Genomic DNA, 23,667 nt, shown 5'->3' with positions numbered 1-23,667 from the left:
GCCTTTTTCACGCATGGCGGCTTGCCTGATCGAGCCGCCTCTAGGATTACCGGGCATTGCGCCCGCTGCACTGAATTCGCTGAGGAAGTTCGTCATGAGTGCCTTTCACGATCTCAATCTGCGTGCGCTGGATGGCCAGGAACTGCCGTTGGCGCCCTACAAGGGCCAGGTGGTGCTGGTGGTCAATGTCGCCTCCAAGTGCGGTTTGACGCCTCAGTACGCCGGGCTGGAAAAGCTCTATCAACAATACAAGGGCAACGGCTTCACCGTGCTCGGCGTGCCTTGCAATCAGTTCGCCGGTCAGGAGCCGGGCAGCGAGGACGAGATCCGTTCGTTCTGCAGCCTCAACTATGGTGTGACCTTCCCACTGGGTAGCAAGCTGGAGGTCAACGGCCCCGGTCGCCACCCGCTGTATCGCCTGCTGGCGGGCGAGGGCGCGGAGTTTCCCGGCGAAATCACCTGGAACTTCGAGAAGTTCCTGGTCGGCCAGGACGGCCGCGTGCTGGCGCGTTTCTCGCCGCGCACCACGCCGGACGATCCGGCGCTGGTCCAGGCCATCGAAAAGGCACTCGGCCTTTAGGTCCTGGCTCCTGCGTTCTCGATCCGAGGCGCAGGTGAGGCTAATCGGCCAAATCCACGGCCGTTTCCTCCCGTACTCTTGTTCGCAGAGCCGCCCGGTTGCTTAATCGGGCGACTGCCCAGGAGTGCGCCCATGACCAGCTTTCCCCATGAGCAAACGCCCGCCATGGCTTCACCGGCCGAACTGCGTGCGTTGATCGAAAGCCGCCGCGCGGTACGCCGCTTCACCCCCGAACTGGTGCCGGACTCGGTGATTCGCGATTGCCTGGAACTGGCCGTGCTGGCGCCGAACTCCTGCAACCTGCAGCCCTGGAGCTTTCAGGTGATTCGCGATGCGGGGCTGCTGGCGCAGTTGCACCCGGTGTGCATGAGCCAGAACGCCGCCCGTGCGCCCCTGATCATTGCCGTGCTGGCGCGCCCGGATACCTGGCGTCAGGCCTGTCGCAACGTCATCGACTACTGGCCCGAAGCGCAAGTGCCGGCGCGCATTCGCAGCTTCTACAGCAAGACCGCGCCGTTCCAGTACAACCAGGGGCCGTTGGGCCTGCTGGGGCTGTTCAAACGACAGCTGGTGCGCCTGGTGGGGCTGCGCAAGCCGCTGATGCGCAAGCCCAACAGCAAGGCCGATATGCGCCTGTGGGCGGTGAAGTCCACTGCGCTGGCTGCCGAAAATCTGATGCTCGCTTTCCAGAGCCATGGCTATGCCACCTGTCCGATGGAAGGTTTCGATGAAGTGCGTTTGCGCCGCGTGCTGGACATTCCGCGCCAGGCCATTCCGATCATGCTCCTGGCCGTCGGGCGCCAGGGCGAGAAGGGTGTGTACAACCCTCGCCTGCGTTTTCCGCTGGAGCAGCAGGTCACCTGGCTATAAGCAGGTTTGACCTGGATCAAATGGCCTCGTCTTGAATACGGCGTAATCGTCCTTATCTAGTCTTCATCTCGGCGGGTATCGGTTTTCGGGGATGTAGTCCCGGCCCGCCATTCTGGAGGAAGGACATATGCGTATCGACCGTTTGACCAGCAAGTTGCAACTTGCACTTTCCGACGCCCAGTCGGTGGCCGTGGGCATGGACCACGCCGCCATCGAGCCGCTGCACCTGATGCAGGCGCTGCTCGAGCAGCAGGGCGGTTCGATCAAGCCGCTGCTGATGCAGGTGGGCTTCGACATCAACAGCCTGCGCCAGGGCCTGACCCGCGAGCTGGATCAGCTCGGCAAACTGCAGAACCCCACCGGCGACATCAACCTGTCGCAGGACCTGGCGCGCCTGCTCAACCAGGCCGACCGCCTGGCGCAGCAGAAAGGCGACCAGTTCATTTCCAGCGAGCTGGTGCTGCTCGCCGCCATGGACGAGAACACCAAACTGGGCAAGCTGCTGCTCGGCCAGGGCGTGTCGAAGAAGGCGCTGGAAAATGCCATCGCCAACCTGCGCGGCGGCCAGGCCGTCAACGACCCCAATGTCGAGGAGTCGCGCCAGGCGCTGGACAAGTACACCGTCGACCTGACCAAGCGCGCCGAGGACGGCAAGCTCGACCCGGTGATCGGCCGTGACGACGAGATTCGCCGCACCATCCAGGTACTGCAGCGCCGTACCAAGAACAACCCGGTGCTGATCGGTGAGCCCGGCGTGGGCAAGACCGCCATCGCCGAGGGCCTGGCCCAGCGCATCATCAACGGCGAAGTACCCGATGGTCTGAAAGACAAGCGCCTGCTGTCGCTGGACATGGGTTCGCTGATCGCCGGTGCCAAGTTCCGCGGCGAGTTCGAGGAGCGCCTGAAAGCCGTGCTCAATGAGCTGAGCAAGCAGGAAGGGCGCGTCATCCTGTTCATCGACGAGCTGCACACCATGGTTGGCGCCGGCAAGGCCGAGGGCGCGATGGATGCCGGCAACATGCTCAAGCCGGCCCTGGCACGTGGCGAGCTGCACTGTGTCGGCGCTACCACGCTGGACGAGTACCGCCAGTTCATCGAGAAGGACGCCGCGCTGGAGCGCCGCTTCCAGAAAGTGCTGGTGGACGAGCCGAGCGAGGAAGACACCATTGCCATCCTCCGTGGCCTCAAGGAGCGCTACGAGGTGCACCATGGCGTGACCATCACCGACGGCGCGATCATCGCCGCGGCCAAGCTCAGCCATCGCTACATCACCGACCGCCAGCTGCCGGACAAGGCCATCGACCTGATCGACGAGGCCGCCAGCCGTATCCGCATGGAAATCGACTCCAAGCCCGAGGAGCTTGATCGCCTGGATCGTCGCCTGATCCAGCTGAAGATCGAGCGCGAGGCGCTGAAGAAGGAAGACGATGACGCAGCGCTCAAACGCCTGGAAAAACTCAAGGAAGACATCGTCCGTCTGGAGAAGGAATACGCCGACCTGGATGAAATCTGGAAGTCGGAGAAAGCCGAGGTGCAAGGCTCGGCGCAGATCCAGCAGAAGATCGAGCAGGCCAAGACCGAGCTCGAGGCCGCGCGGCGCAAGGGCGACCTCAATCGCATGGCCGAGCTGCAGTACGGCATCATTCCGGACCTGGAGCGCAGCCTGCAGATGGTCGACCAGCACGGCAAGAGCGAGAACCAGCTGCTGCGCAACAAGGTCACCGACGAGGAGATCGCCGAGGTGGTGTCCAAGTGGACCGGCATCCCGGTGAGCAAGATGCTCGAAGGCGAGCGTGAGAAGCTGCTGAAGATGGAAGGCCTGCTGCACCAGCGAGTGATCGGCCAGGACGAAGCGGTGGTGGCCGTGGCTAACGCCGTGCGTCGTTCCCGTGCAGGATTGGCCGATCCGAATCGGCCGAGTGGCTCGTTCCTCTTCCTCGGCCCGACCGGGGTGGGCAAGACCGAGCTGTGCAAGGCGCTGGCCGAGTTTCTCTTCGACACCGAAGAGGCGCTGGTACGCATCGACATGTCCGAGTTCATGGAAAAGCACAGCGTCGCCCGTCTGATCGGTGCGCCGCCCGGCTACGTAGGCTATGAAGAGGGCGGTTATCTGACCGAAGCGGTGCGTCGCAAGCCGTACTCGGTGGTGCTGATGGACGAGGTGGAGAAGGCTCACCCCGACGTGTTCAACGTGCTGCTGCAGGTGCTTGAAGATGGCCGCCTGACCGATAGCCATGGCCGCACCGTGGACTTCAAGAACACCGTGATCGTGATGACTTCCAACCTCGGCTCGGCGCAGATTCAGGAGCTGGTCGGCGACAGGGAAGCGCAGCGCGCGGCGGTGATGGATGCGGTGAGCAGCCACTTCCGTCCCGAGTTCATCAACCGTATCGACGAGGTGGTGGTGTTCGAGCCGCTGGGCCGCGAGCAGATCGCCGGTATCGCCGAGATTCAACTGCAGCGCCTGCGTGGCCGTCTGGCCGAGCGCGAGCTGAGTCTGGAGCTGACGCCGGAGGCGCTCGACAAGCTGATCGCCGTTGGTTACGACCCGGTGTATGGTGCGCGTCCGCTCAAGCGCGCGATCCAGCGCTGGATCGAAAACCCGCTGGCGCAGCGCATCCTGGCTGGCGACTTCGCGCCCGGCGCGCAGGTCAAGGCCAAGGTGGACGGCGAGGAGATCGTCTTCGCCTGATCGCTTGCCGCGTAAACGCAAGGCCCGCCAAATTGGCGGGCCTTTGTGTTTCAGGTTGCACGATTTCGTGTAGGAGCGGATTTATCCGCGATGGGGATTACCGCGATCGCGAATAAATTCGCTCCTACAGCTGTGAGCGCTTACATCCGCCGCCATCCCAGCTCAATGCTCCTGCCCGCAACACCCACCCCAATGCTTCTTCTTCGAGGTATGACCGATGCCGGGGTTGAAGGTGTTGGTCGGGTCCAAATCGCGGTAGAAACCCGCCAGCGCCGGCTTGGCCACGTACAGATGGCCGACGTTGTGCTCGGCCGGATACTCGGCGCGGCGTGCGTCCAGTAGTTTCCACATGCGGTGCTCCATCTCGATCGGGTCGATGCCCTTTCTGACGATGTAGTCCTGATGGAACACATGGCAGAAGAAGTGCCCGTAGTAGAGCTTGTGGATGATCTGCTCTTCCATCTCCTGCGGCAGCGTCTCGACCCAGTCGCGGTCGTTGCGGCGTAGGGCAATGTCCAGGGCGAGGATGTCCTCGACGCTGCTGCGGTGCGCCTCGCGGTAGCGGATTGCAGCACCGGCGATGGCGAAACGATGCAGGAAGGCCTTGCGCCCTTCGTTGGCGTCGCACTCGAAGTAGGCGCCGCTGGTGCTGCCGGTGAAGTATTCGGTGAGGAAGGCGCGGGTCTGCTCCAGGGTGTCGTTGGACACCCGCACCAGTAGGTGATGCTCGAAGCGGTCACGGTACTCGCGCATGCGCGCCGGCAAGTGGCTGGGCAGCAGGTTCATCAGCGTCTGGATCACCTTGTCGGTCACTCCGCGCAGACCGAAGCGCTCGAAGAAGCCGTCGACCCGGCTCTTCATGGCGAAGGCGGCCGGCACCTTGGCGGTGCCGAATTTGTCGATCACCAGGAAGGTATCCTTGCCGTACTTCTCGCCAATGTCGAAGGCGGTGCGGTGGATGTATTCCCCGGCAATCGGCAGACGCGGCAGTTTGGCCAGCAGGTGACGGCGCACTTCGGTGAGGTCGTGCGGGTCGTTGCTGCCGATGTAGAACACCGTGCTCGGCTCCTTCGGGAAGGTGTCCAGGCGCACGGCGAACAGGCACAGCTTGCCGGCCGAGCCGGAAGCCTCGAACAGACGAGACGGGTCGGCATTGAAGCGCGCCGGAGTGTCGGCGTCGACATCGCGTACGTGCTCGCCGTAGCGCGCATCGGAGGCCTTGGCGGTTGTCTCGTTGCGCACCTGCTGCGGTGTGTAGTCGCCGCTCTGCAGGCGGCTGAGGATTTCCTCCGGGGTGTCGCCCAGTTCGATCCCCAGGTGGTTGACCAGCTCCAGCGAGCCGTCATCCTTCACCTGCGCGTACAGCGCCAGTTCGGTATAGGCCGGGCCGCGGCGCACCAGGGCACCGCCGGAGTTGTTGCAGATGCCACCGAGTACCGAGGCGCCGATGCAGGACGAGCCGATCACCGAATGCGGTTCGCGGTTCAGTGGCGCCAGCGCCTGCTCCAGGCGATCCAGGGTGGCGCCGGGCAGACAGACCACCTGCTGGCCATCGTTGATCAGTTGCACGCCAGTGATGCGCAGGGTGCTGATCAGCACGATCTCGCGGTCGTAGTCCTCGCCATCGGGGGTCGAGCCACCGGTCAGGCCGGTGTTGGCCGCCTGCATGATGACGATGCGATCGGCCGCCACCGCCGCCTGCAGGATACGCCACTGCTCCAGCAGCGAGCCGGGGCGCACTACCGCCAGCACATTGCCCTCACCGGTTCGATGGCCCTTGCGAAAGCGCCGTGTCGATTGCTCGTCGGTCAGCACGTGGCTGGCGCCGACGATCTGGCGCATCTGCCCCAGCAGGGCGTCACGGGCGACGGAGGTGGTGGCGGCGGCAGTCATGGGATCAGCGCTCCTTTACCAGCAAATCCGAGGTGATCTCGGCGATGGACTTGGCACCGGTGAGCACCATGGCCACGCGCATTTCCTTCTCGATCAGGTCGAGCAGGTTGCTCACGCCGGCGCCACCGGCAGCGGCCAATGCGTAGAGGAAGGCGCGGCCAAGCAGCACGGTGTCGGCGCCGAGGGCAATCATGCGCACCACGTCCAGACCGGTGCGGATGCCGGAGTCGGCGAGAATCTTCAGGTCGCCCTTGACCGCGTCGGCGATGGCCGGCAAGGCGCGGGCGCTGGACAGCACACCATCGAGCTGACGACCGCCATGGTTGGACACGATGATGCCGTCGGCGCCGAAGGTCACAGCATCGCGGGCATCTTCGGGGTCGAGGATGCCCTTGATCACCATCGGGCCGTCCCAGAAATCACGGATCCATTCCAGGTCCTTCCAGGAAATCGACGGGTCGAAGTTGGCGCCCAGCCAGCCGATGTAGTCGGCCAGGCCGGTCGGGTTGCCGCGGTAGGCGGAGATGTTGCCCAGGTCATGCGGTCTGCCCAGCAGGCCGACGTCCCAGGCCCACTGAGGGTGAGTCATGGCCTGCAGCATGCGGCGCAGCGCCGCGTTCGGGCCGCTCATGCCGGAATGGGCGTCGCGGTAACGGGCGCCGGGTACGGGCATGTCCACGGTAAACACCAGGGTCGAGCAGCCGGCAGCCTTGGCTCGCTCCAAGGCGTTCTTCATGAAGCCGCGATCTTTCAGCACATAGAGCTGGAACCACATCGGCCGGTCGATGGCCGGCGCCACTTCCTCGATCGGGCACACCGATACGGTGGACAAGGTAAAGGGAATACCCTTGGCCGCTGCCGCCTTGGCTGCCTGCACCTCGCCACGGCGGGCGAACATCCCGGTCAGGCCGACCGGCGCCAGGCCGACCGGCACCGACATCTTCTCGCCGAACAGCTCGGTGGACAGGTCCAGTTCGGACATGTTCTTCAGCACGCGCTGACGCAGTTCTATGTCCGACAGGTCGGCGACGTTGCGGCGCAGGGTGTGCTCGGCATAGGCGCCGCCATCGGCGTAGTGGAACAGGAAGGGTGGCAGCTTGCGTTGAGCCGCAGCGCGATAGTCGGTGGAGGCAGAAATGATCATGGGCTCATCCTGTTGCTGAAAAGGGGAAGCGTAGCCTGACGGCAAGAGCCCCGGCTTGGCCGGGGCGCTTTCGAGCGATGCGGGTCAGTGCACCAGCGGGTCGCTGACACCCAGCACGTAGATCGCGATCATCGCGATGATGCCGGTGAACAGTACGTAGTACAGCGTCGGCCAGATGGTCTTGCGCAGGGTACTGCCTTCGCGACCGAGCAGGCCAACGGTGGCCGAAGCCGCGACCACGTTGTGGATCGCCACCATGTTGCCGGCTGCAGCGCCCACGGCCTGGACCGCGACGATCAGCGCGCTGGAGATGCCCAAGCTGCTGGCGACGCCGAACTGGAACTGGCTGAACATCATGTTGCTGACGGTGTTGGAGCCGGCGATGAAGGCACCCAGTGCGCCGATACTCGGCGCCAGCAGCGGGTAGATGCCGCCAACGCTGTCGGCCACCCAGCGGGCCATGAGGATCGGCATGCTGGCCAGCTCAGCGCTGTTGACCCCGGAGTTGATCAGGATACGTACCATCGGCACGGTGAACAGCAGCACGAAACCAGCACTGAGCAGTACGCTGGAGGATTCCTTCACCGCCTTGCCCAGATCGCGCGCCTTCATGCCATGCAGGAAGAAAGTGGCCAGGACCACAGCGACCAGAATGCCGCCGGGCAGATAGAGCGGTTGGAAGTTGGCGCTGACGCCGGCCTCGCCGAGCAGGTCGGGGAAGTTCACCACCACTGCCTTCAGGGCGTTACCCACTTCCGGGAACACGCGGCTGACCACCAGCAGGGCGCCGACCAGTACGTAGGGCAGCCAGGCGCGTAGTGCGCTCATCGGCTTGGCGGTCAATTCGTCCAGTTTCATTTCGACGGTGCCCAGCCATTCGCTCGGCCATTTGTCGGCCGGGGCGAAGTCCCAGGTCTTCTTCGGCACCAGGAAACCGAAACGTGCAGCGCTGATGACGATCGCCAGGCCGATCAGGCCGCCCAGCAGCGAGGGGAATTCCGGGCCGAGGAACACGCCGGTAAAGACGTACGGCACGACGAAGGCGATGCCGGCGAAGATGGCGAACGGCAGCACTGCCAGACCGGCTTTCCAGCTTTTCTCCTGGCCGAAGAAACGGGTCAGCATCATCGCCATGATGGTCGGCATGATCACCCCGACAGTGGCGTGGATGATCGCCACTTCACTGGTGATCAGCTGCAGGAACTGCGCCCAGGACGAGCCCTGTTCGACCAGCTGGGCACCGATGGTGGCGGTGTCCAGGCCGGTGTTGAGGCCGACGATGATCGGCGTGCCGACCGCGCCGAAGGAGACCGGCGTGCTCTGCACCAGCATGCCCATCAGCACCGCGGCCATGGCCGGGAAGCCGATGGCGACCAGCAGCGGGGCGGCGATGGCGGCCGGTGTGCCGAAGCCCGAGGCGCCCTCGATGAAGCAGCCGAACAGCCAGGCGATGATGATGGCCTGGATGCGGCGGTCAGGGCTGATGGTGGTGAACCCTGCACGAATCGCGGTGATGCCGCCGGAGTGCTTGAGGGTGTTGAGCAGCAGGATCGCGCCGAAGATGATCCACAGCAGGCCAAGGGTGATCAGCAGGCCTTGCAGCGTGGAGGCGAGAACGCGGTTGAGGGTCATGTCCCAGGCGAAGAGGCCGACTGCGGCAGTCAGCAGATAGACCAGCGGCATGGCGTGTTTGGCCGGCCAGCGCAGGCCGATCAGCAGGATGGCTGCAAGCAGGATCGGCGAAAACGCCAGCAGGGCAAGAATTCCGTTGGACATTGGGACTTACTCCACACGAGCGCGCGGCTGGCGCGGCAGGGATGAGGCGTTATCGAACAGGCGTGCAGCGTGTAGAGCTGTCATGGCGTGACCTCGATGGTTTGTTGTTCTTGTTGGCTAAATTGGTAAGACCAATTTACAAAGTGGCGGGCTCAGGTTAAAAGTTGCCCAATAGGCTGTCAAATCGGGAGGCTAAGACTTTGGTCGTATGGTGCTTGCTTGTTCAGGCGGTACGGGCGCTATAGGCTTGCGCCATGAGGCTTGAGGCCTGGTCAAACCAATGGAGATGCGGGTGATGGAAGTAGGTCTGGTGCGGCAGCGGCGTCTTTCGGATGACATCGTCGCGCAACTGGAAACCATGATTCTCGAGGGCACCTTGGGTGCCGGTGAGAAGCTGCCTGCCGAGCGTGCGCTGGCGGAGCAGTTCGGCGTTTCCCGCCCGTCCCTGCGTGAAGCGATCCAGAAACTGGTGGCCAAGGGGTTGTTGGTCAGTCGCCAGGGTGGTGGCAACTACGTGGCTGAAACACTGGGCTCGACCTTCAGCGATCCGTTGCTGCAACTGCTGGAGAACAAGGAGGATGCGCAGCGCGATCTGCTGGAGTTTCGCCACACGCTGGAGGGTTCCTGTGCTTATTACGCGGCCCGGCGGGCGACCGATATCGACCGGCAGCGGCTCGCCGAGGCGTTCGAGGCGTTGCAGGATTGCTATGCGCGGGTTGGCAAGGTGACCCGCGCGGAGGAGGGTGCAGCCGATGCGCGCTTTCACCTGGCGATTGCGGAGGCCAGCCACAACGCCGTTCTGCTGCACACCATTCGTGGGCTGTTCGACCTGCTCAAGCGCAACGTGGTGACCAACATCGGCGGCATGTACGCCCAGCGCGAGGAAACGCGCGACATGCTGATCGGTCAGCACCGCGCGCTGTACGAGGCCATCATCGAAGGGCGTGCGGAAGACGCGCGCGATCTGTCCAACCAGCACATCGACTATGTGCAGGAAGTGCTGTCGGAAGTGCAGCTGGAAGCTCAGCGCGTGGCGCGTGCGCAAAGGCGACAGGGGCTGTAGAACCGCGTGCAACGGCGATAATGCCAGACATTATCGCCTTCGCTTGAGGCGCGTGCTTACTCGTCCTTGCCCTTGCTGCGCATGGCGCGCTGGACTTCGCGGTTGGCGTCGCGCTCTTTCTCGACATGTCGCTTGTCGAAGTCTTTTTTGCCCTTGGCCAGGGCGATCTCGCACTTGACCAGGTGCTGTTTCCAGTACAGCGACAGGGCTACGCAGGTGTAGCCTTTCTGCTGCACGGCGCCAAACAGCTTGTCCAGCTCGCGCTTGTTCAGCAGCAGCTTGCGCGTGCGGATCGGGTCGGCGATGACGTGAGTGCTGGCGGTCTTCAACGGGGTAATATGTGCCCCCATCAGCCAGGCCTCGTCGTCCTTGAGCAGCACGTAGCTGTCGACCAGCTGCGCTTTGCCGGCGCGCAGGCTTTTCACTTCCCAGCCGGCCAGGGCGACGCCCGCCTCGAACTTCTGTTCGACGAAGTAATCGTGCAGCGCCTTTTTATTCAGCGCGATAGTGCCTTGAGGATGTTTCTTTTGTTTAGCCATAGGCCGCGCATTATAGGGAGTCGCCCGCGCCTGCGCCATGGGGCTTTACCGAGCCAAACTTGAGCCCATGCCTCGAATCTCCGACAATGCGCGATCTTTTTTCCCGCAATCTGGGGTCTTGGCCGCAATGGCGAGCGACAACGTTTCAATTCACGGTGCCTGGGCCAGCCGCTGGGTGTTCATTCTGGCGGCCACCGGCTCGGCCGTGGGCCTCGGCAATATCTGGAAGTTTCCTTACATGACGGGCGTCTACGGCGGCGGCGCGTTCGTCGTGATGTACCTGTTCTGCATCGCCCTGGTGGGCGTGCCGATCATGCTGGCGGAAACCCTGATCGGTCGCCGTGGCCGGCAAAGCCCGGTCAACGCGATGAAGAGCCTGGCGATCGAAGCCGGCGCGTCGAAGCGCTGGTCGCTGGCGGCATTGATGGGCATGGTCGCCGCGCTGTTGATCCTGTCCTTCTACAGCGTGGTGGCAGGCTGGTCGCTGGATTACATCCTCAGCATGGGTCGTGGCGACTTTACCGGTATCAGCGCCGATGGTGCCGGTGCGGCGTTCGGCGGCCTCACCTCCGACCCGTGGCGGCTGACCCTGTGGCACAGCCTGTTCATGCTGGGGACCGCATTCGTCATCGCCAAAGGCGTGGTGGCCGGGCTGGAGCGCAGCCTGCGCATCATGATGCCGCTGCTGTTCGTGCTGCTACTGGTTCTGCTGGGCTACAGCTTCACCACCGGGCACTTCCGCGAAGGCTTCGACTTCCTGTTCCATTTCGATCCGAGCAAGGTGCAGGACGGCATTCTCGCCGCCATGGGTCATGCGTTCTTTACCCTGAGCGTTGGCGTCGGCTCGATCATGGTCTACGGCGCCTATATGCCGAAGAAGGCTTCGATTGGCGCCACGGTACTGACCGTTGGCCTGCTCGACACGCTGGTGGCGCTGACCGCCGGCTTGGCGCTGTTCCCTATCGTATTTGCCGCTGGCCTGGAGCCGGGTGGCGGGCCGGGGCTGATGTTCGTCACCTTGCCGATCGCTTTCGGCAACATTGCCTTCGGCCAGGTGATGGGGCTGATCTTCTTCGTGCTGGTGGCTGTCGCTGCCTGGAGCTCATCGATCTCCATGCTGGAGCCGGCCGTGGCCTACTTCGTCGAGAAAACCGGGCGCAGCCGCACCCAGGTAACCGCGGTACTGGCGCTGTTCTGCTGGGTTTTCGGCATGGGCACGGTGCTCTCGTTCAACCTCTGGGCCGACGCCAAGTTCTTCGTCTTTGCCGAGGACGGCTTCCACCTGTTGCAGTGGGGCGCCGAGGGCGGCAAGACCTTCTTCGACAGTATCGATTACCTCACCAGTCGCATTCTGCTGCCGCTGGGCGGGCTGTCCTTCGCCCTGTTCGCCGGCTGGGTGCTGAGTCGCGACGTCGTGCGCGAAGAGTTGGCCATCAGAAGCCCGCTGCTGTTCAATCTGTCCCTCTGGCTGATTCGCGTCGTGGCGCCAATCGGCGTGCTGATCGTATTCATCGCGGAGCTGAGCAAGTAAATGACTACTCGAATCCAGCGCTCGGCGTTGCTGCCTTACCCGGCGCAGGCGCTGTATGACCTCGTTAACGATGTGGCCAGCTACCCGCAGTTCCTACCCTGGTGTAGCTCCAGCGAAATATTGGAAGTCAGCGAGACGCACATGCTGGCCAGCCTCGAAGTGGCCAAGGGCGGGATCGGCCAGCGCTTCGTCACGCGTAATGTGCTGCTGCCGGGGCAGCGCATCGAGATGAATCTTCAGGAAGGACCGTTTACTAGCCTCAATGGTGTCTGGGAGTTTAAGGCGCTGGGCGACAAGGCCTGCAAGATCAGCCTGGACCTGACCTTCGACTACGCCGGGCCGCTGGTGCGCGCCACGCTGGGCCCGTTGTTCAACCAGGCGGCCAACACCATGGTCGACGCCTTCTGCCAGCGAGCCAAGCAGTTGTATGGATAAGCCCAGTATCGCCATCGAGGTGGTCTATGCCCTGGCTGAGCGGCAGAAGTTGCTGCGCCTGTCGGTGCCGGTCGGCACCACGGTGCGGGAAGCGGCACTGCGCTCAGGCATGCAGCAGTTCTTTCCGGAGCTGGATCTGAACCAGGCGCCGCTGGGCATTTTCGGCAAGGCGGTGAGCAAGCCGCAAGAGCGAGTGCTGGAGGAGGGGGAGCGGGTCGAGATCTATCGGCCGCTGATTGCCGATCCGAAAGAAGTGCGCAAGCAGCGGGCGGCCAAAGCCAAGGCGCGGGAAGAGGGCGAAGAGTCAGCCTGATTACTAAAAGGCTGCTCAGCAGAACGCAGATATGAAAAAGCCCGGATTCGCTCCGGGCTTTTTCGTGTCCGCTTGTTACTGCGGATCGGTGTCCAGTGGCTCGGGGGTCGGAACCGGGACGGTCTCGACATCATCTACTTCGCGCTGGATCTGTTCCAGCAGCGAGCCGGGTGCCGGCGGGGTATCTTCCTGCGGTTCGGCTTGCGGCTGTGCGCTGCCGGTGTCGCTGCCTTCGCCCATGATCGCCTGGTCACGGCTGACGCCTGGCATGAAGTCGCCGGCCAGGCCGACCAGTTGGTCGCTGCCGTCGAACACCAGGCTGACGCGCTCCTGCAGGCGCTGACCGCCGCCTGGCTGAATGCTGTACAGGTAATCCCAGCGATCGGCATGGAAGGTGTCGGTGATCAGCGGATTGCCCATGATAAACCGCACTTGGCGCCGGGTCATTCCAGGGCGCAGCTGGTCTATCATGTCCTGTGTCACGACATTGCCCTGTTGAATGTCGATCTTGTAAACCCCGGGGAATGAACAACCGGCGAGTGCGAAGAGCCCGGTCAGCGACAGGCTGGTCAGCAAGAGCTTGGTTTTTTGCATCGGAGGGTGACTTCCACTATCTTGGGCAACTTGAACCCCGGATCATACCCGTATTGAAGGGTGCTGCGAAGCAGCATCCATGAGAAAGCAGACCATGGTTGAAAATAACGAACTGCGCAAAGCTGGACTGAAGGTGACTCTGCCACGGGTCAAAATCCTGCAGATGCTCGATAACGCCGAGCACCGCCACATGAGTGCGGAGGATGTGTACAAGGCGCTGATGGAGGCAGGTGAAGACGTTGGCCTAGCCACCGTGTACCGCGTGCTGACTCAGTTCGAGGCCGCCGGCCTGGTGGTGCGCCACAACTTCGATGGCGGCCATGCCGTATTCGAGCTGGCCGACAGCGGCCACCACGACCATATGGTCTGTGTCGATTCCGGTGAGGTGATCGAGTTCTTCGATTCCGAGATCGAGAAGCGCCAGAAGGAAATCGTCAAGGAACACGGCTTCGAGCTGGTCGACCACAATCTGGTGCTGTACGTACGCAAGAAGAGCTGATGCTTCTGCGGTAATGAGAAAGGCGACCCTCGGGTCGCCTTTCTGTTTTATGGCTTCGATGCAAGCCGGATAGCCGTTTGCCGATCGCATCCTGCTGCAACGCTTCACGCAGCCTGTGCGCTGGTCACCATCTTGCGCGCATGGGCCAGGGATTCCTCGGTCAGGTCGACGCCGCCGAGCATGCGCGCGATCTCCTCGACGCGGCCGCTTTCGTCCAACTTGCTCACCGCCGTGGATGTGGCGTCCTCGCCGCGACGCTTGTGCACGAACAGGTGCTGATGACCTTGCGCGGCGACTTGCGGCAGGTGGGTGACGCACAGCACCTGGCCGCGTTCGCCAAGGCGGCGCAGCAGCTGGCCGACCACTTCCGCCGTCGGGCCGCCGATACCGACGTCCACTTCGTCGAACACCAGGGTGGGTACGCGCGAGGTCTGCGCGGTGATCACCTGGATCGCCAGGCTGATACGCGACAGCTCGCCACCGGAGGCCACCTTGGCCAGGCCGCGCAACGGCTGGCCGGGGTTGGCGCTGACCAGGAACTCCACGGCTTCCAGGCCATTGGCATGCGGCTCTTCGCAGCTCATGGACTGCAGCTGGATGCTGAAACGCCCGCCTGGCATGCCGAGTGCCTGCATCTCCTGTTCTACTGCCGCGGACAGGCGCTCGGCAGCGTTGCCACGCAGCGAACTGAGTTCGGCTGCCTTTTCCTGGTAGTGGCGCTCATAGGCGGCCAGTTCCTCGGCCAGGCGCTCGCTAGCCTGGTCGTCAGCATTCAGGCCTTCGAGTTCCTCGAACAGTTGCTGCTGCAGGGCAGCCAACTCGGTGGGCTGGATACGGTGCTTGCGCGCCAGGGTATAGATGGTGTCCAGGCGCTCCTCGAGAAATTGCTGGCGCTGCGGGTCGGCATCGAAGTGATCGACGAAGCGGTTCAGCTCACCGACGGCTTCCTCGACCTGAATTTGCGCGCTGGCCAACAGGTTGCTCGCTTCGCCGAGGGCGCCGCCCTGGCCGCCGAACGCGCCCAGGCGGTTGAGGCTGGCGGTCAGTGCCGCCAGCACGTTGCCGGCGTCGCTCTCGCTGCACAGGTCGAGCACCTGGCGGCAGGCGCCGAGCAGCGCGTCGGCATTGCTCAGGGCCTTATGCTCCTGCTCCAGTTGTTCCAGTTCGTTGTCGCCGAGGGCGAGATTCTCCAGCTCTTCGAGCTGATAGCTGAGCAGCTGGTGGCGGGCGCGCTGTTCGTCACCCTGGCTGGAGATGCGCTCCAGCTCGTTGCGCGTCTGCTTCCAGCGCTGCGCGGCGAGTTGCACCTGACGCGCCAGTTCCTGGCTGCCGGCGTATTCGTCGAGCAGGCGGCGATGGGTGTCGGTCTTGAGCAGCGATTGATGTTCGTGCTGGCTGTGAATATCGATGATCAGCTCGCCGATGGCCTTGAGGTCGGCCTGCGGACAGGGGCTGCCATTGATGTAGCCGCGTGAACGGCCTTCGGCGGTGATCACCCGGCGCAGGATGCACGGCCCATCGCTGTCCAGATCGCGTTCGGCGAGCCAGGTGCGGGCTTCGGGAATGTCCGCCAGATCGAAGCTGGCAAGAATGTCCGCCTTGTCCGCGCCTGGGCGTACCACGCCGCTGTCGGCGCGATCACCCAGGCACAGGCCGAGGGCGTCGAGCATGATCGACTTGCCGGCACCGGTCTCGCCGCTGATGGCGCTCATGCCGGCATCCAGTTCGAGATCCAGGTGGTCGACGATGGCGTAGTTGTGAATGGACAGGTGCACCAGCATGGCGAACGCTCCCGAGTTGATGTCTGGTTATTTATACAGTGTTTTTTCTTTTCCTGGCAATCCTCGTCTATCGCCCCTTGAAAGCTGTGGAATTGGCTCCATATAGGCGGCAGGAGCGCGAGCCGGACTCGCGCCGATTCATTCGAGAGGAGATAGGCATGGCTGACGAACAGAACCTGGATACGCAGAACCCCGAGACTCAGGCGGCCGAGAACGCCGCGTCGAGCGACGACCTGGCGGCTCGCGTACAGGCCCTGGAAGAGCAGCTGGCTGCGGCGCAGGATCAGTCGTTGCGCGTAGCGGCCGAGCTGCAGAATGTGCGCCGTCGTGCCGAGCAGGACGTAGAGAAGGCGCACAAGTTCGCCCTGGAGAAGTTTGCCAACGACCTGCTGCCGGTGGTCGACAGCCTGGAGCGTGGCCTGGAGCTGTCCAGCCCGGACGACGAAGCCATCAAGGGCGTGCGTGAGGGCATGCAACTGACCCTCAAGCTGTTCCTCGACACCCTGGCGCGTCATCAGCTGGAAGCGATCGAGCCGCATGGTGAGCCGTTCAACCCCGAGCATCACCAGGCCATGGCGATGGAAGAGAGCACCAACGTCGAGCCGAACTCGGTGCTCAAGGTGTTCCAGAAGGGTTATCTGCTCAACGGTCGTCTGCTGCGCCCGGCCATGGTCGTGGTCAGCAAGGCGCCTACCACGCCGCCGCCGTCCATCGACGAGCAGGCTTGAAATTTCCGGGGGCGACCCCATTTTTGAGTCAAGCGTTTTAGTGCTGCCGGCGCCTGTGAAACGAGGCGACGGATAAATCAAAGTTTCGGGAGAATTTTCATGGGTAAAATCATCGGTATCGACTTGGGGACCACCAACTCCTGCGTCTCCATTCTGGAAAACGGCAACGTCAAGGTGCTGGAGAACGCCGAAGGCGCTCGCACCACGCCGTCCATCATCGCCTACGCGGGCGACGGCGAAATCCTGGTTGGCCAGTCGGCCAAGCGTCAGGCGGTGACCAACCCGCACAACACCCTGTACGCGGTGAAGCGTCTGATCGGTCGTCGTTTTGACGAGGATGTCGTGCAGAAAGACATCCAGATGGTTCCGTACAAGATCGTCAAGGCCGACAACAACGACGCCTGGGTCGAAGTGAACGGCCAGAAGATGGCGCCGCCGCAGATCAGCGCCGAAGTGCTGAAGAAGATGAAGAAGACCGCCGAGGATTACCTGGGCGAGCCAGTCACCGAAGCGGTGATCACCGTTCCGGCCTACTTCAACGACAGCCAGCGTCAGGCCACCAAGGACGCCGGCCGCATCGCCGGTCTGGACGTCAAACGCATCATCAACGAGCCGACCGCGGCTGCGCTGGCCTATGGCATGGACAAGGCCAAGGGCGACCACACCGTGATCGTTTACGACCTGGGTGGCGGTACCTTCGACGTGTCGGTGATCGAGATCGCCGAAGTCGACGGCGAGCACCAGTTCGAAGTGCTGGCTACCAACGGTGACACCTTCCTCGGTGGTGAGGACTTCGACATTCGCCTGATCGATTACCTCGTTGACGAATTCAAGAAAGAAACCGGCATGAACCTCAAGGGCGACCCGCTGGCCATGCAGCGCCTGAAGGAAGCTGCCGAGAAGGCCAAGATCGAGCTGTCCTCGAGCCAGCAGACCGACGTCAACCTGCCGTACATCACTGCAGACGCCACCGGTCCCAAGCACCTGAACGTGAAGATCTCCCGTTCCAAGCTCGAATCGCTGGTCGAAGATCTGGTGCAGCGCACCATCGAGCCGTGCCGCACTGCGCTGAAGGACGCCGGTATCGACGTCAGCAAGATCGACGACGTGATCCTGGTCGGCGGCCAGACCCGTATGCCGCTGGTGCAGAAGACCGTTGCCGAGTTCTTCGGCAAGGAGCCGCGTAAGGACGTCAACCCGGACGAAGCCGTGGCCATGGGCGCCGCCATTCAGGGCGCGGTTCTGGCTGGTGACGTCAAGGACGTTCTGCTGCTGGACGTCTCCCCGCTGACCCTGGGTATCGAAACCATGGGCGGCGTGATGACTGCGCTGATCGAGAAGAACACCACCATCCCGACCAAGAAGTCGCAGGTGTTCTCCACCGCCGACGACAACCAGAACGCCGTGACCATTCACGTGCTGCAGGGTGAGCGTAAGCAGGCTGCGCAGAACAAGTCGCTGGGCAAGTTCGACCTGGCCGAGATTCCGCCGGCTCCGCGTGGCGTGCCGCAGATCGAAGTGACCTTCGATATCGATGCCAACGGCATCCTGCACGTGTCCGCCAAGGACAAGGCCACCGGTAAGCAGCAGTCCATCGTGATCAAGGCCAACTCCGGTCTGTCCGAGGAAGAGATCGAGCAGATGGTGCGTGACGCCGAGGCCAACGCCGAGGAAGACCGCAAGTTCGAAGAGCTGGCCACTGCCCGTAACCAGGGCGATCAGCTGGTGCACGCCACCCGCAAGATGCTCACCGAAGCGGGCGACAAGGCCACCGACGACGAGAAAGCGACCATCGAGAAGGCCATTGGCGAGCTGGAAGTAGCCGTGAAGGGCGATGACAAGTCGGCCATCGAAGCCAAGATGAATGCGCTGTCCGAAGCCACCACGCCGCTGGCGCAGAAGATGTACGCCGAGCAGCCGCAAGGTGGTGCCGCGCAGGCTGATGCCGGCGACGCCAAGGATGCAGGTGACGACGTGGTCGACGCTGAGTTCGAAGAGGTCAAGGAGAACAAGTAAGGGATGCGGCCTGCTCAGCGGGCCGCCTCTGCTTTTTGCTCCACCGTCGCTCGCGACGGGCAGGATTCGCCGCGCGGGAGCCTTCTCCCGCGTCGGCGTATCTGGAGCTCACGAATCTGAGAGTGCAGCACAACTATGGCAAAACGTGATTATTACGAGATCCTGGGGGTCGAGCGCGGCGCCAGCGAGGCCGACCTGAAGAAGGCCTATCGGCGCCTGGCGATGAAATACCATCCGGATCGCAACCCGGACGACAAAGACGCCGAGGAGAAATTCAAGGAGGCCAACGAGGCCTACGAAGTGCTCTCCGACGCCAGCAAGCGTTCAGCCTACGACCAGTACGGCCATGCCGGGGTCGACCCGCAGATGGGTGGCGGCGGTGGCGCCGGTTTCGGTGGCGCCAACTTCTCTGACATCTTCGGCGACGTGTTCAGCGACTTCTTCGGCGGCGGCCGTGGCGGTTCGCGCGGCGGTGCCCAGCGTGGCTCGGATCTGCGTTACACCCTTGAGCTGGACCTGGAAGAAGCGGTGCGTGGCACTACCGTCACCATTCGCGTGCCGACTCTGGTCGGCTGCAAGACCTGCGATGGCAGCGGCGCCAAGAAGGGCACCAGCCCGGTCACCTGTACCACCTGCGGTGGTATCGGTCAGGTGCGCATGCAGCAGGGCTTCTTCTCCGTGCAGCAAACCTGCCCGCGCTGCCATGGCAGCGGCAAGATGATCACCGATCCCTGTGGCAGCTGCCATGGTCAGGGTCGGGTGGAAGAGAGCAAGACGCTGTCGGTCAAGGTGCCGCCAGGTGTCGATACCGGTGATCGCATTCGCCTGTCCGGCGAAGGTGAAGCCGGCGCGCATGGCGGCCCGGCTGGTGACCTCTACGTGGTGGTCAACGTCCGTGAGCATGCGATCTTCCAGCGCGACGGCAAGCATCTGTACTGTGAAGTGCCGATCAGCTTCGCCGATGCGGCGCTGGGTGGCGAACTGGAAGTGCCGACCCTGGATGGTCGGGTCAAGCTGAAGATTCCGGAAGGCACCCAGACCGGCAAGCTGTTCCGCCTGCGCGGCAAGGGCGTGGCCCCGGTACGTGGCGGTGGTGCGGGCGATCTGATGTGCCGGGTGGCGGTGGAGACGCCGGTCAACCTGAACAAGCGTCAGCGCGAGCTGCTCGAGGAGTTCCGCAAGTCGCTGCAGGGCGACGACTCCCACTCGCCCAAGGCCAGTGGCTGGTTCGAAGGCGTCAAGCGCTTCTTCGGTGACGTTTAATTGAGCGTCAAGCGGCAAGCCACAAGCGGCAAGAGGTTATTGCGCTTGGCTTGCAGCTTGAGGCCTGCAGCTTGGAGCTGATGTTATGCAACGTATTGCAGTGATGGGCGCCGCCGGGCGTATGGGCAAGACCCTGATCGAGGCGGTGAGCCAGGCCGAGGGTGCCAAGCTCAGCGCCGCTGTTGACCGTGCCGATAGCAGCCTGATCGGCGCCGATGCTGGTGAACTGGTCGGTTTGGGCAAGATCGGCGTGACCCTGGCAGGTGACCTGGCGGCGGTGCTCGATGATTTTGACGTGCTGATCGATTTTACCCATCCGTCGGTGACGCTGAAGAACCTGGAAGTCTGCCGTCAGGCGGGCAAGGCCATGGTGATCGGCACCACCGGTTTTAGCGTGGAAGAGAAACAGCAGTTGAGCGAAGCGGCCAAGCAGATTCCCATCGTCTTTGCCGCCAACTTCAGCGTCGGTGTCAACCTGTGCCTGAAATTGCTGGATACCGCCGCCCGCGTGCTGGGCGATGATGTGGATATCGAGATCATCGAGGCGCATCACCGGCACAAGGTAGACGCACCGTCCGGTACCGCGCTGCGCATGGGCGAAGTGGTCGCCGATGCGCTGGGGCGTGATCTGCAGAAGGTGGCCGTGTATGGCCGTGAAGGTCAGACCGGGGCGCGCGAGCGCGAGACCATCGGTTTCGCCACCGTGCGTGCCGGTGATGTAGTAGGGGATCACACCGTGCTGTTCGCCGCCGATGGCGAGCGCGTGGAGATCACTCACAAGGCCTCCAGTCGCATGACCTTCGCCAAGGGAGCGGTGCGTTCCGCGTTGTGGCTGCAGCAGCGTTCGCCTGCCCTGTACGACATGCAGGACGTGTTGAGCCTGCGTTGACGCGAATGTGTGACTGAGGCGTCTTATCGGGTGGACCGAAAAAGGGTTTTCCTGTAAGCTTCCTGTTTTAGTGTGTCCACTAAAAGTTACGCAGAATGGCTCAAATAAAAAAGCGGGATGACCTTCACACGTCATCCCGCTTTTTTACAACCTGCGTTTGCTTCAAGCCTTGATCGTGACGGAGGTCTTCTTGACTAAGCCAGCCCCCAAACCTGCCATTTTAGCCCTTGCTGACGGCAGCATTTTTCGCGGCGATTCCATCGGGGCCGATGGCCAGACCATCGGAGAGGTGGTGTTCAACACCGCCATGACCGGCTATCAGGAAATCCTTACCGATCCATCCTATGCCCAGCAGATCGTTACCCTGACTTATCCGCACATCGGCAACACCGGCACCACGCCGGAAGATGCCGAGTCCAATCGCGTCTGGGCCGCCGGCCTGATCATTCGCGACCTGCCGCTGATTTCCAGCAACTGGCGCGACAAGCAGCCGCTGGACGAGTACCTGAAAGAGAACGGTACCGTCGCCATCGCCGGCATCGATACCCGTCGCCTGACCCGCATCCTGCGTGAGAAGGGCTCGCAGAACGGCTGCATCCTGGTCGGTGACGACGCCACTGAAGAGAAAGCGCTGGAGCTGGCGCGCAGCTTCCCGGGTCTCAAGGGCATGGACCTGGCCAAGGAAGTCAGCTGCACCGAGCGCTACGAATGGCGTTCCAGCGTGTGGAATCTGGAGGACGACAGCCATCCGGAAATCGCCGCTGCCGATCTGCCGTACCACGTCGTTGCCTACGACTACGGTGTGAAGCTGAACATCCTGCGCATGCTGGTCGCTCGCGGCTGCAGCCTGACCGTAGTGCCTGCGCAGACTACTGCCAGCGAAGTGCTGGCGCTGAACCCCGATGGCGTGTTCCTCTCCAATGGTCCTGGCGATCCCGAGCCGTGCGACTACGCGATCAAGGCGATCCAGGAAATCCTGGAAACCGAAATTCCGGTGTTCGGCATCTGCCTCGGCCACCAGCTACTGGCCCTGGCCTCCGGCGCCAAGACCCTGAAAATGGGCCATGGCCACCACGGCGCCAACCACCCGGTGCAGGACCTCGACAGCGGCGTGGTGATGATCACCAGCCAGAACCACGGTTTCGCCGTGGACGAGAGCAGCCTGCCGAGCAATCTGCGCCCGATCCACAAGTCGTTGTTCGATGGCACCCTGCAGGGCATCGAGCGTACCGACAAGGCCGCCTTCAGCTTCCAGGGTCACCCCGAGGCCAGCCCAGGCCCGCACGACGTTGCGCCGTTGTTCGACCGTTTCATCAATGAGATGGCCAAACGCCGCTAAGCCCCGCCGAGCAGAGAATTCGAGAAGACCATGCCAAAACGTACAGACATCAAAAGCATCCTGATCCTCGGCGCCGGCCCCATCGTCATCGGCCAGGCCTGTGAGTTCGACTACTCCGGCGCGCAGGCGTGCAAGGCGCTGAAGGAAGAAGGTTTCCGTGTCATCCTGGTGAACTCCAACCCGGCCACCATCATGACCGACCCGGCCATGGCCGACGCCACCTACATCGAGCCGATCAAGTGGGCCACCGTGGCCAAGATCATCGAGAAGGAGCGCCCGGACGCGCTGCTGCCGACCATGGGCGGCCAGACCGCACTCAACTGCGCGCTGGACCTGGAGCGCCACGGCGTGCTGGAGAAATTCGGCGTTGAGATGATCGGTGCCAACGCCGACACCATCGACAAGGCCGAGGATCGCTCGCGCTTTGACAAAGCCATGAAGGATATCGGCCTGGCCTGCCCGCGCTCGGGTATCGCCCACAGCATGGAAGAAGCCTACGGCGTGCTGGAGATGGTGGGTTTCCCCTGCATCATCCGCCCGAGCTTCACCATGGGTGGCACCGGCGGCGGCATCGCCTACAACCGTGAAGAGTTCGAGGAAATCTGCGCCCGCGGTCTGGACCTGTCGCCGACCAACGAGCTGCTGATCGACGAGTCGCTGATCGGCTGGAAGGAATACGAGATGGAGGTGGTCCGCGACAAGAAGGACAACTGCATCATCGTCTGCTCCATCGAGAACTTCGACCCGATGGGCGTGCACACCGGCGACTCGATCACCGTCGCCCCGGCGCAGACCCTGACCGACAAGGAATACCAGATCATGCGCAACGCCTCCCTGGCGGTGCTGCGTGAGATCGGTGTGGAAACCGGTGGCTCCAACGTGCAGTTCGGTATCTGCCCGAACACCGGGCGCATGGTGGTGATCGAGATGAACCCGCGTGTGTCGCGTTCCTCGGCGCTGGCCTCCAAGGCCACCGGCTTCCCCATCGCCAAGATCGCCGCCAAGCTGGCCGTGGGTTACACCCTCGATGAACTGCAGAACGACATCACCGGTGGTCGCACCCCGGCGTCGTTCGAGCCGGCCATCGACTACGTGGTGACCAAGGTTCCGCGCTTCGCCTTCGAGAAATTCCCCAAGGCCGACGCCCGCCTGACCACCCAGATGAAGTCCGTGGGTGAAGTCATGGCCATCGGCCGTACCTTCCAGGAGTCGGTGCAGAAAGCCCTGCGCGGCCTGGAAGTCGGCGTTGCCGGCTTCGATCCGAAGCTCGACCTCAACGACCCGGAAGCCGAAAGCACTCTGCGTCGCGAGCTGACCGTGCCCAGCGCCGACCGCATCTGGTATGTGGCCGATGCCTTCCGTGCCGGCAAGACCGTCGCCGAAGTGTTCGAACTGACCCGTATCGACGAGTGGTTCCTGGTGCAGATCGAAGATCTGATCAAGGACGAAGCCACCGTGCAGACCCTGGGGCTGTCCGCCATCGATTACGACCTGATGTTCAAGCTCAAGCGCAAGGGCTTCTCCGATGCGCGTCTGGCCAAGCTGTTGGGCGTTTCCGAAAAGAGCCTGCGTGCCCACCGTCACAAGCTGAAAGTGCTGCCGGTGTACAAGCGCGTGGACACCTGCGCCGCCGAATTCGCCACCGACACCGCCTACATGTACTCGACCTACGAGGAAGAGTGCGAGGCCAACCCGAGTGGTCGCGACAAGATCATGATCCTC

General features: G+C 63.0%; 20 protein-coding genes. 14 read left to right on the top strand and 6 right to left on the bottom strand.

Going from position 1 to position 23,667, the window contains the following annotated elements; all coding sequences use genetic code 11:
• Positions 1-94 precede the first annotated feature (94 nt).
• The 3 genes from B3P22_RS22745 to clpB all read left to right on the top strand — a co-directional run bounded on the left by B3P22_RS22745 (position 95) and on the right by clpB (position 4,142).
• Complete coding sequence (locus B3P22_RS22745; protein ID WP_197855366.1) at positions 95-580, top strand: glutathione peroxidase; 486 nt, start codon at positions 95-97, stop codon at positions 578-580.
• A 132-nt stretch (positions 581-712) separates the two neighbouring features.
• A complete protein-coding gene (locus tag B3P22_RS22740; protein WP_296272621.1) occupies positions 713-1,450 on the top strand; it encodes a nitroreductase family protein in 738 nt (245 codons plus the stop codon).
• A gap of 127 nt (positions 1,451-1,577) precedes the next feature.
• A complete protein-coding gene (gene clpB / locus B3P22_RS22735) occupies positions 1,578-4,142 on the top strand; it encodes an ATP-dependent chaperone ClpB (protein ID WP_296272620.1) in 2,565 nt (854 codons plus the stop codon).
• Between the two features lie 162 nt (positions 4,143-4,304).
• Here clpB and dld read toward each other — a convergent pair whose 3' ends face one another.
• The 3 genes from dld to B3P22_RS22720 form a co-directional block, all read right to left on the bottom strand.
• Positions 4,305-6,035, bottom strand: coding sequence for a D-lactate dehydrogenase (gene dld / locus B3P22_RS22730; protein ID WP_296272619.1), 1,731 nt, complete (start codon positions 6,033-6,035; stop codon positions 4,305-4,307).
• Between the two features lie 4 nt (positions 6,036-6,039).
• Positions 6,040-7,179: an FMN-dependent L-lactate dehydrogenase LldD gene (gene lldD, locus B3P22_RS22725; RefSeq protein ID WP_296272618.1), complete on the bottom strand. Its 1,140-nt coding sequence runs from the start codon at positions 7,177-7,179 to the stop codon at positions 6,040-6,042.
• 84 nt (positions 7,180-7,263) lie between these two features.
• Positions 7,264-8,955, bottom strand: a complete 1,692-nt coding sequence (locus tag B3P22_RS22720) for an L-lactate permease (RefSeq protein ID WP_296272617.1) — start codon at positions 8,953-8,955, stop codon at positions 7,264-7,266.
• A 295-nt stretch (positions 8,956-9,250) separates the two neighbouring features.
• Between B3P22_RS22720 and B3P22_RS22715 the strand changes: the two genes are divergently transcribed.
• A complete protein-coding gene (locus tag B3P22_RS22715; RefSeq protein ID WP_197855360.1) occupies positions 9,251-10,018 on the top strand; it encodes an FCD domain-containing protein in 768 nt (255 codons plus the stop codon).
• Positions 10,019-10,074: 56 nt separating this feature from the next.
• On the opposite strand, the gene smpB is transcribed toward B3P22_RS22715, so the two are convergent.
• Positions 10,075-10,557 (bottom strand): SsrA-binding protein SmpB, encoded by a 483-nt coding sequence (gene smpB / locus B3P22_RS22710; protein WP_013717015.1) that lies wholly within the window; start codon positions 10,555-10,557, stop codon positions 10,075-10,077.
• A 127-nt stretch (positions 10,558-10,684) separates the two neighbouring features.
• Here smpB and B3P22_RS22705 point away from each other — a divergent pair, with 127 nt between their 5' ends.
• From B3P22_RS22705 to B3P22_RS22695, 3 genes are read left to right on the top strand one after another with little or no spacing between them, the layout of a single operon-like run.
• Positions 10,685-12,088, top strand: a complete 1,404-nt coding sequence (locus B3P22_RS22705; RefSeq protein ID WP_296272616.1) for a sodium-dependent transporter — start codon at positions 10,685-10,687, stop codon at positions 12,086-12,088.
• Positions 12,089-12,523 (top strand): type II toxin-antitoxin system RatA family toxin, encoded by a 435-nt coding sequence (locus B3P22_RS22700; protein WP_104729453.1) that lies wholly within the window; start codon positions 12,089-12,091, stop codon positions 12,521-12,523.
• On the top strand, positions 12,516-12,836 hold the full coding sequence (locus B3P22_RS22695; RefSeq protein ID WP_296272615.1) for an RnfH family protein: 321 nt from the start codon (positions 12,516-12,518) through the stop codon (positions 12,834-12,836). Before B3P22_RS22700 ends, B3P22_RS22695 begins: the two co-directional genes overlap by 8 nt.
• 75 nt (positions 12,837-12,911) lie before the next feature.
• On the opposite strand, the gene B3P22_RS22690 is transcribed toward B3P22_RS22695, so the two are convergent.
• Entirely contained in the window at positions 12,912-13,430 is a 519-nt protein-coding gene (locus tag B3P22_RS22690; protein ID WP_275546670.1) for an outer membrane protein assembly factor BamE, read from the bottom strand.
• A gap of 94 nt (positions 13,431-13,524) precedes the next feature.
• On the opposite strand from B3P22_RS22690, the gene fur reads away from it, so the two are divergent.
• Positions 13,525-13,929: a ferric iron uptake transcriptional regulator gene (gene fur, locus B3P22_RS22685; protein WP_013717010.1), complete on the top strand. Its 405-nt coding sequence runs from the start codon at positions 13,525-13,527 to the stop codon at positions 13,927-13,929.
• Positions 13,930-14,033: 104 nt separating this feature from the next.
• Here fur and recN read toward each other — a convergent pair whose 3' ends face one another.
• Positions 14,034-15,710, bottom strand: coding sequence for a DNA repair protein RecN (gene recN / locus B3P22_RS22680; protein WP_296272614.1), 1,677 nt, complete (start codon positions 15,708-15,710; stop codon positions 14,034-14,036).
• A 158-nt stretch (positions 15,711-15,868) separates the two neighbouring features.
• Here recN and grpE point away from each other — a divergent pair, with 158 nt between their 5' ends.
• The 6 genes from grpE to carB all read left to right on the top strand — a co-directional run.
• Entirely contained in the window at positions 15,869-16,438 is a 570-nt protein-coding gene (grpE, locus tag B3P22_RS22675) for a nucleotide exchange factor GrpE (protein ID WP_197855355.1), read from the top strand.
• 99 nt (positions 16,439-16,537) lie between these two features.
• A complete protein-coding gene (dnaK, locus tag B3P22_RS22670; RefSeq protein WP_296272613.1) occupies positions 16,538-18,454 on the top strand; it encodes a molecular chaperone DnaK in 1,917 nt (638 codons plus the stop codon).
• Positions 18,455-18,589: 135 nt separating this feature from the next.
• A complete protein-coding gene (gene dnaJ / locus B3P22_RS22665) occupies positions 18,590-19,717 on the top strand; it encodes a molecular chaperone DnaJ (protein WP_197855353.1) in 1,128 nt (375 codons plus the stop codon).
• 85 nt (positions 19,718-19,802) lie between these two features.
• On the top strand, positions 19,803-20,606 hold the full coding sequence (gene dapB / locus B3P22_RS22660) for a 4-hydroxy-tetrahydrodipicolinate reductase (protein WP_296272612.1): 804 nt from the start codon (positions 19,803-19,805) through the stop codon (positions 20,604-20,606).
• Positions 20,607-20,796: 190 nt separating this feature from the next.
• Entirely contained in the window at positions 20,797-21,945 is a 1,149-nt protein-coding gene (carA, locus tag B3P22_RS22655) for a glutamine-hydrolyzing carbamoyl-phosphate synthase small subunit (RefSeq protein ID WP_296272611.1), read from the top strand.
• A 30-nt stretch (positions 21,946-21,975) separates the two neighbouring features.
• Positions 21,976-23,667 (top strand): carbamoyl-phosphate synthase large subunit (gene carB / locus B3P22_RS22650; RefSeq protein WP_296272610.1); only part of this gene is annotated, 1,692 nt, incomplete at its 3' end.

The organism is Pseudomonas sp. UBA6323 (assembly GCF_002439135.1).
In the GTDB taxonomy this organism is placed as follows: Bacteria; Pseudomonadota; Gammaproteobacteria; order Pseudomonadales; family Pseudomonadaceae; genus Aquipseudomonas.
The sequence above is the reverse complement of the archived record's forward strand: the minus strand, read 5'-3'. Positions and strand labels throughout refer to the sequence as shown.

Coding starts and splice junctions, on each gene's coding strand:
- B3P22_RS22745 (WP_197855366.1), top strand. CDS start 95: ATGAGTGCCTTTCACGATCTCAATCTGCGTGCGCTGGATGGCCAGGAA.
- B3P22_RS22740 (WP_296272621.1), top strand. CDS start 713: ATGACCAGCTTTCCCCATGAGCAAACGCCCGCCATGGCTTCACCGGCC.
- clpB (WP_296272620.1), top strand. CDS start 1,578: ATGCGTATCGACCGTTTGACCAGCAAGTTGCAACTTGCACTTTCCGAC.
- dld (WP_296272619.1), bottom strand. CDS start 6,035: ATGACTGCCGCCGCCACCACCTCCGTCGCCCGTGACGCCCTGCTGGGG.
- lldD (WP_296272618.1), bottom strand. CDS start 7,179: ATGATCATTTCTGCCTCCACCGACTATCGCGCTGCGGCTCAACGCAAG.
- B3P22_RS22720 (WP_296272617.1), bottom strand. CDS start 8,955: ATGTCCAACGGAATTCTTGCCCTGCTGGCGTTTTCGCCGATCCTGCTT.
- B3P22_RS22715 (WP_197855360.1), top strand. CDS start 9,251: ATGGAAGTAGGTCTGGTGCGGCAGCGGCGTCTTTCGGATGACATCGTC.
- smpB (WP_013717015.1), bottom strand. CDS start 10,557: ATGGCTAAACAAAAGAAACATCCTCAAGGCACTATCGCGCTGAATAAA.
- B3P22_RS22705 (WP_296272616.1), top strand. CDS start 10,685: ATGGCGAGCGACAACGTTTCAATTCACGGTGCCTGGGCCAGCCGCTGG.
- B3P22_RS22700 (WP_104729453.1), top strand. CDS start 12,089: ATGACTACTCGAATCCAGCGCTCGGCGTTGCTGCCTTACCCGGCGCAG.
- B3P22_RS22695 (WP_296272615.1), top strand. CDS start 12,516: ATGGATAAGCCCAGTATCGCCATCGAGGTGGTCTATGCCCTGGCTGAG.
- B3P22_RS22690 (WP_275546670.1), bottom strand. CDS start 13,430: ATGCAAAAAACCAAGCTCTTGCTGACCAGCCTGTCGCTGACCGGGCTC.
- fur (WP_013717010.1), top strand. CDS start 13,525: ATGGTTGAAAATAACGAACTGCGCAAAGCTGGACTGAAGGTGACTCTG.
- recN (WP_296272614.1), bottom strand. CDS start 15,710: ATGCTGGTGCACCTGTCCATTCACAACTACGCCATCGTCGACCACCTG.
- grpE (WP_197855355.1), top strand. CDS start 15,869: ATGGCTGACGAACAGAACCTGGATACGCAGAACCCCGAGACTCAGGCG.
- dnaK (WP_296272613.1), top strand. CDS start 16,538: ATGGGTAAAATCATCGGTATCGACTTGGGGACCACCAACTCCTGCGTC.
- dnaJ (WP_197855353.1), top strand. CDS start 18,590: ATGGCAAAACGTGATTATTACGAGATCCTGGGGGTCGAGCGCGGCGCC.
- dapB (WP_296272612.1), top strand. CDS start 19,803: ATGCAACGTATTGCAGTGATGGGCGCCGCCGGGCGTATGGGCAAGACC.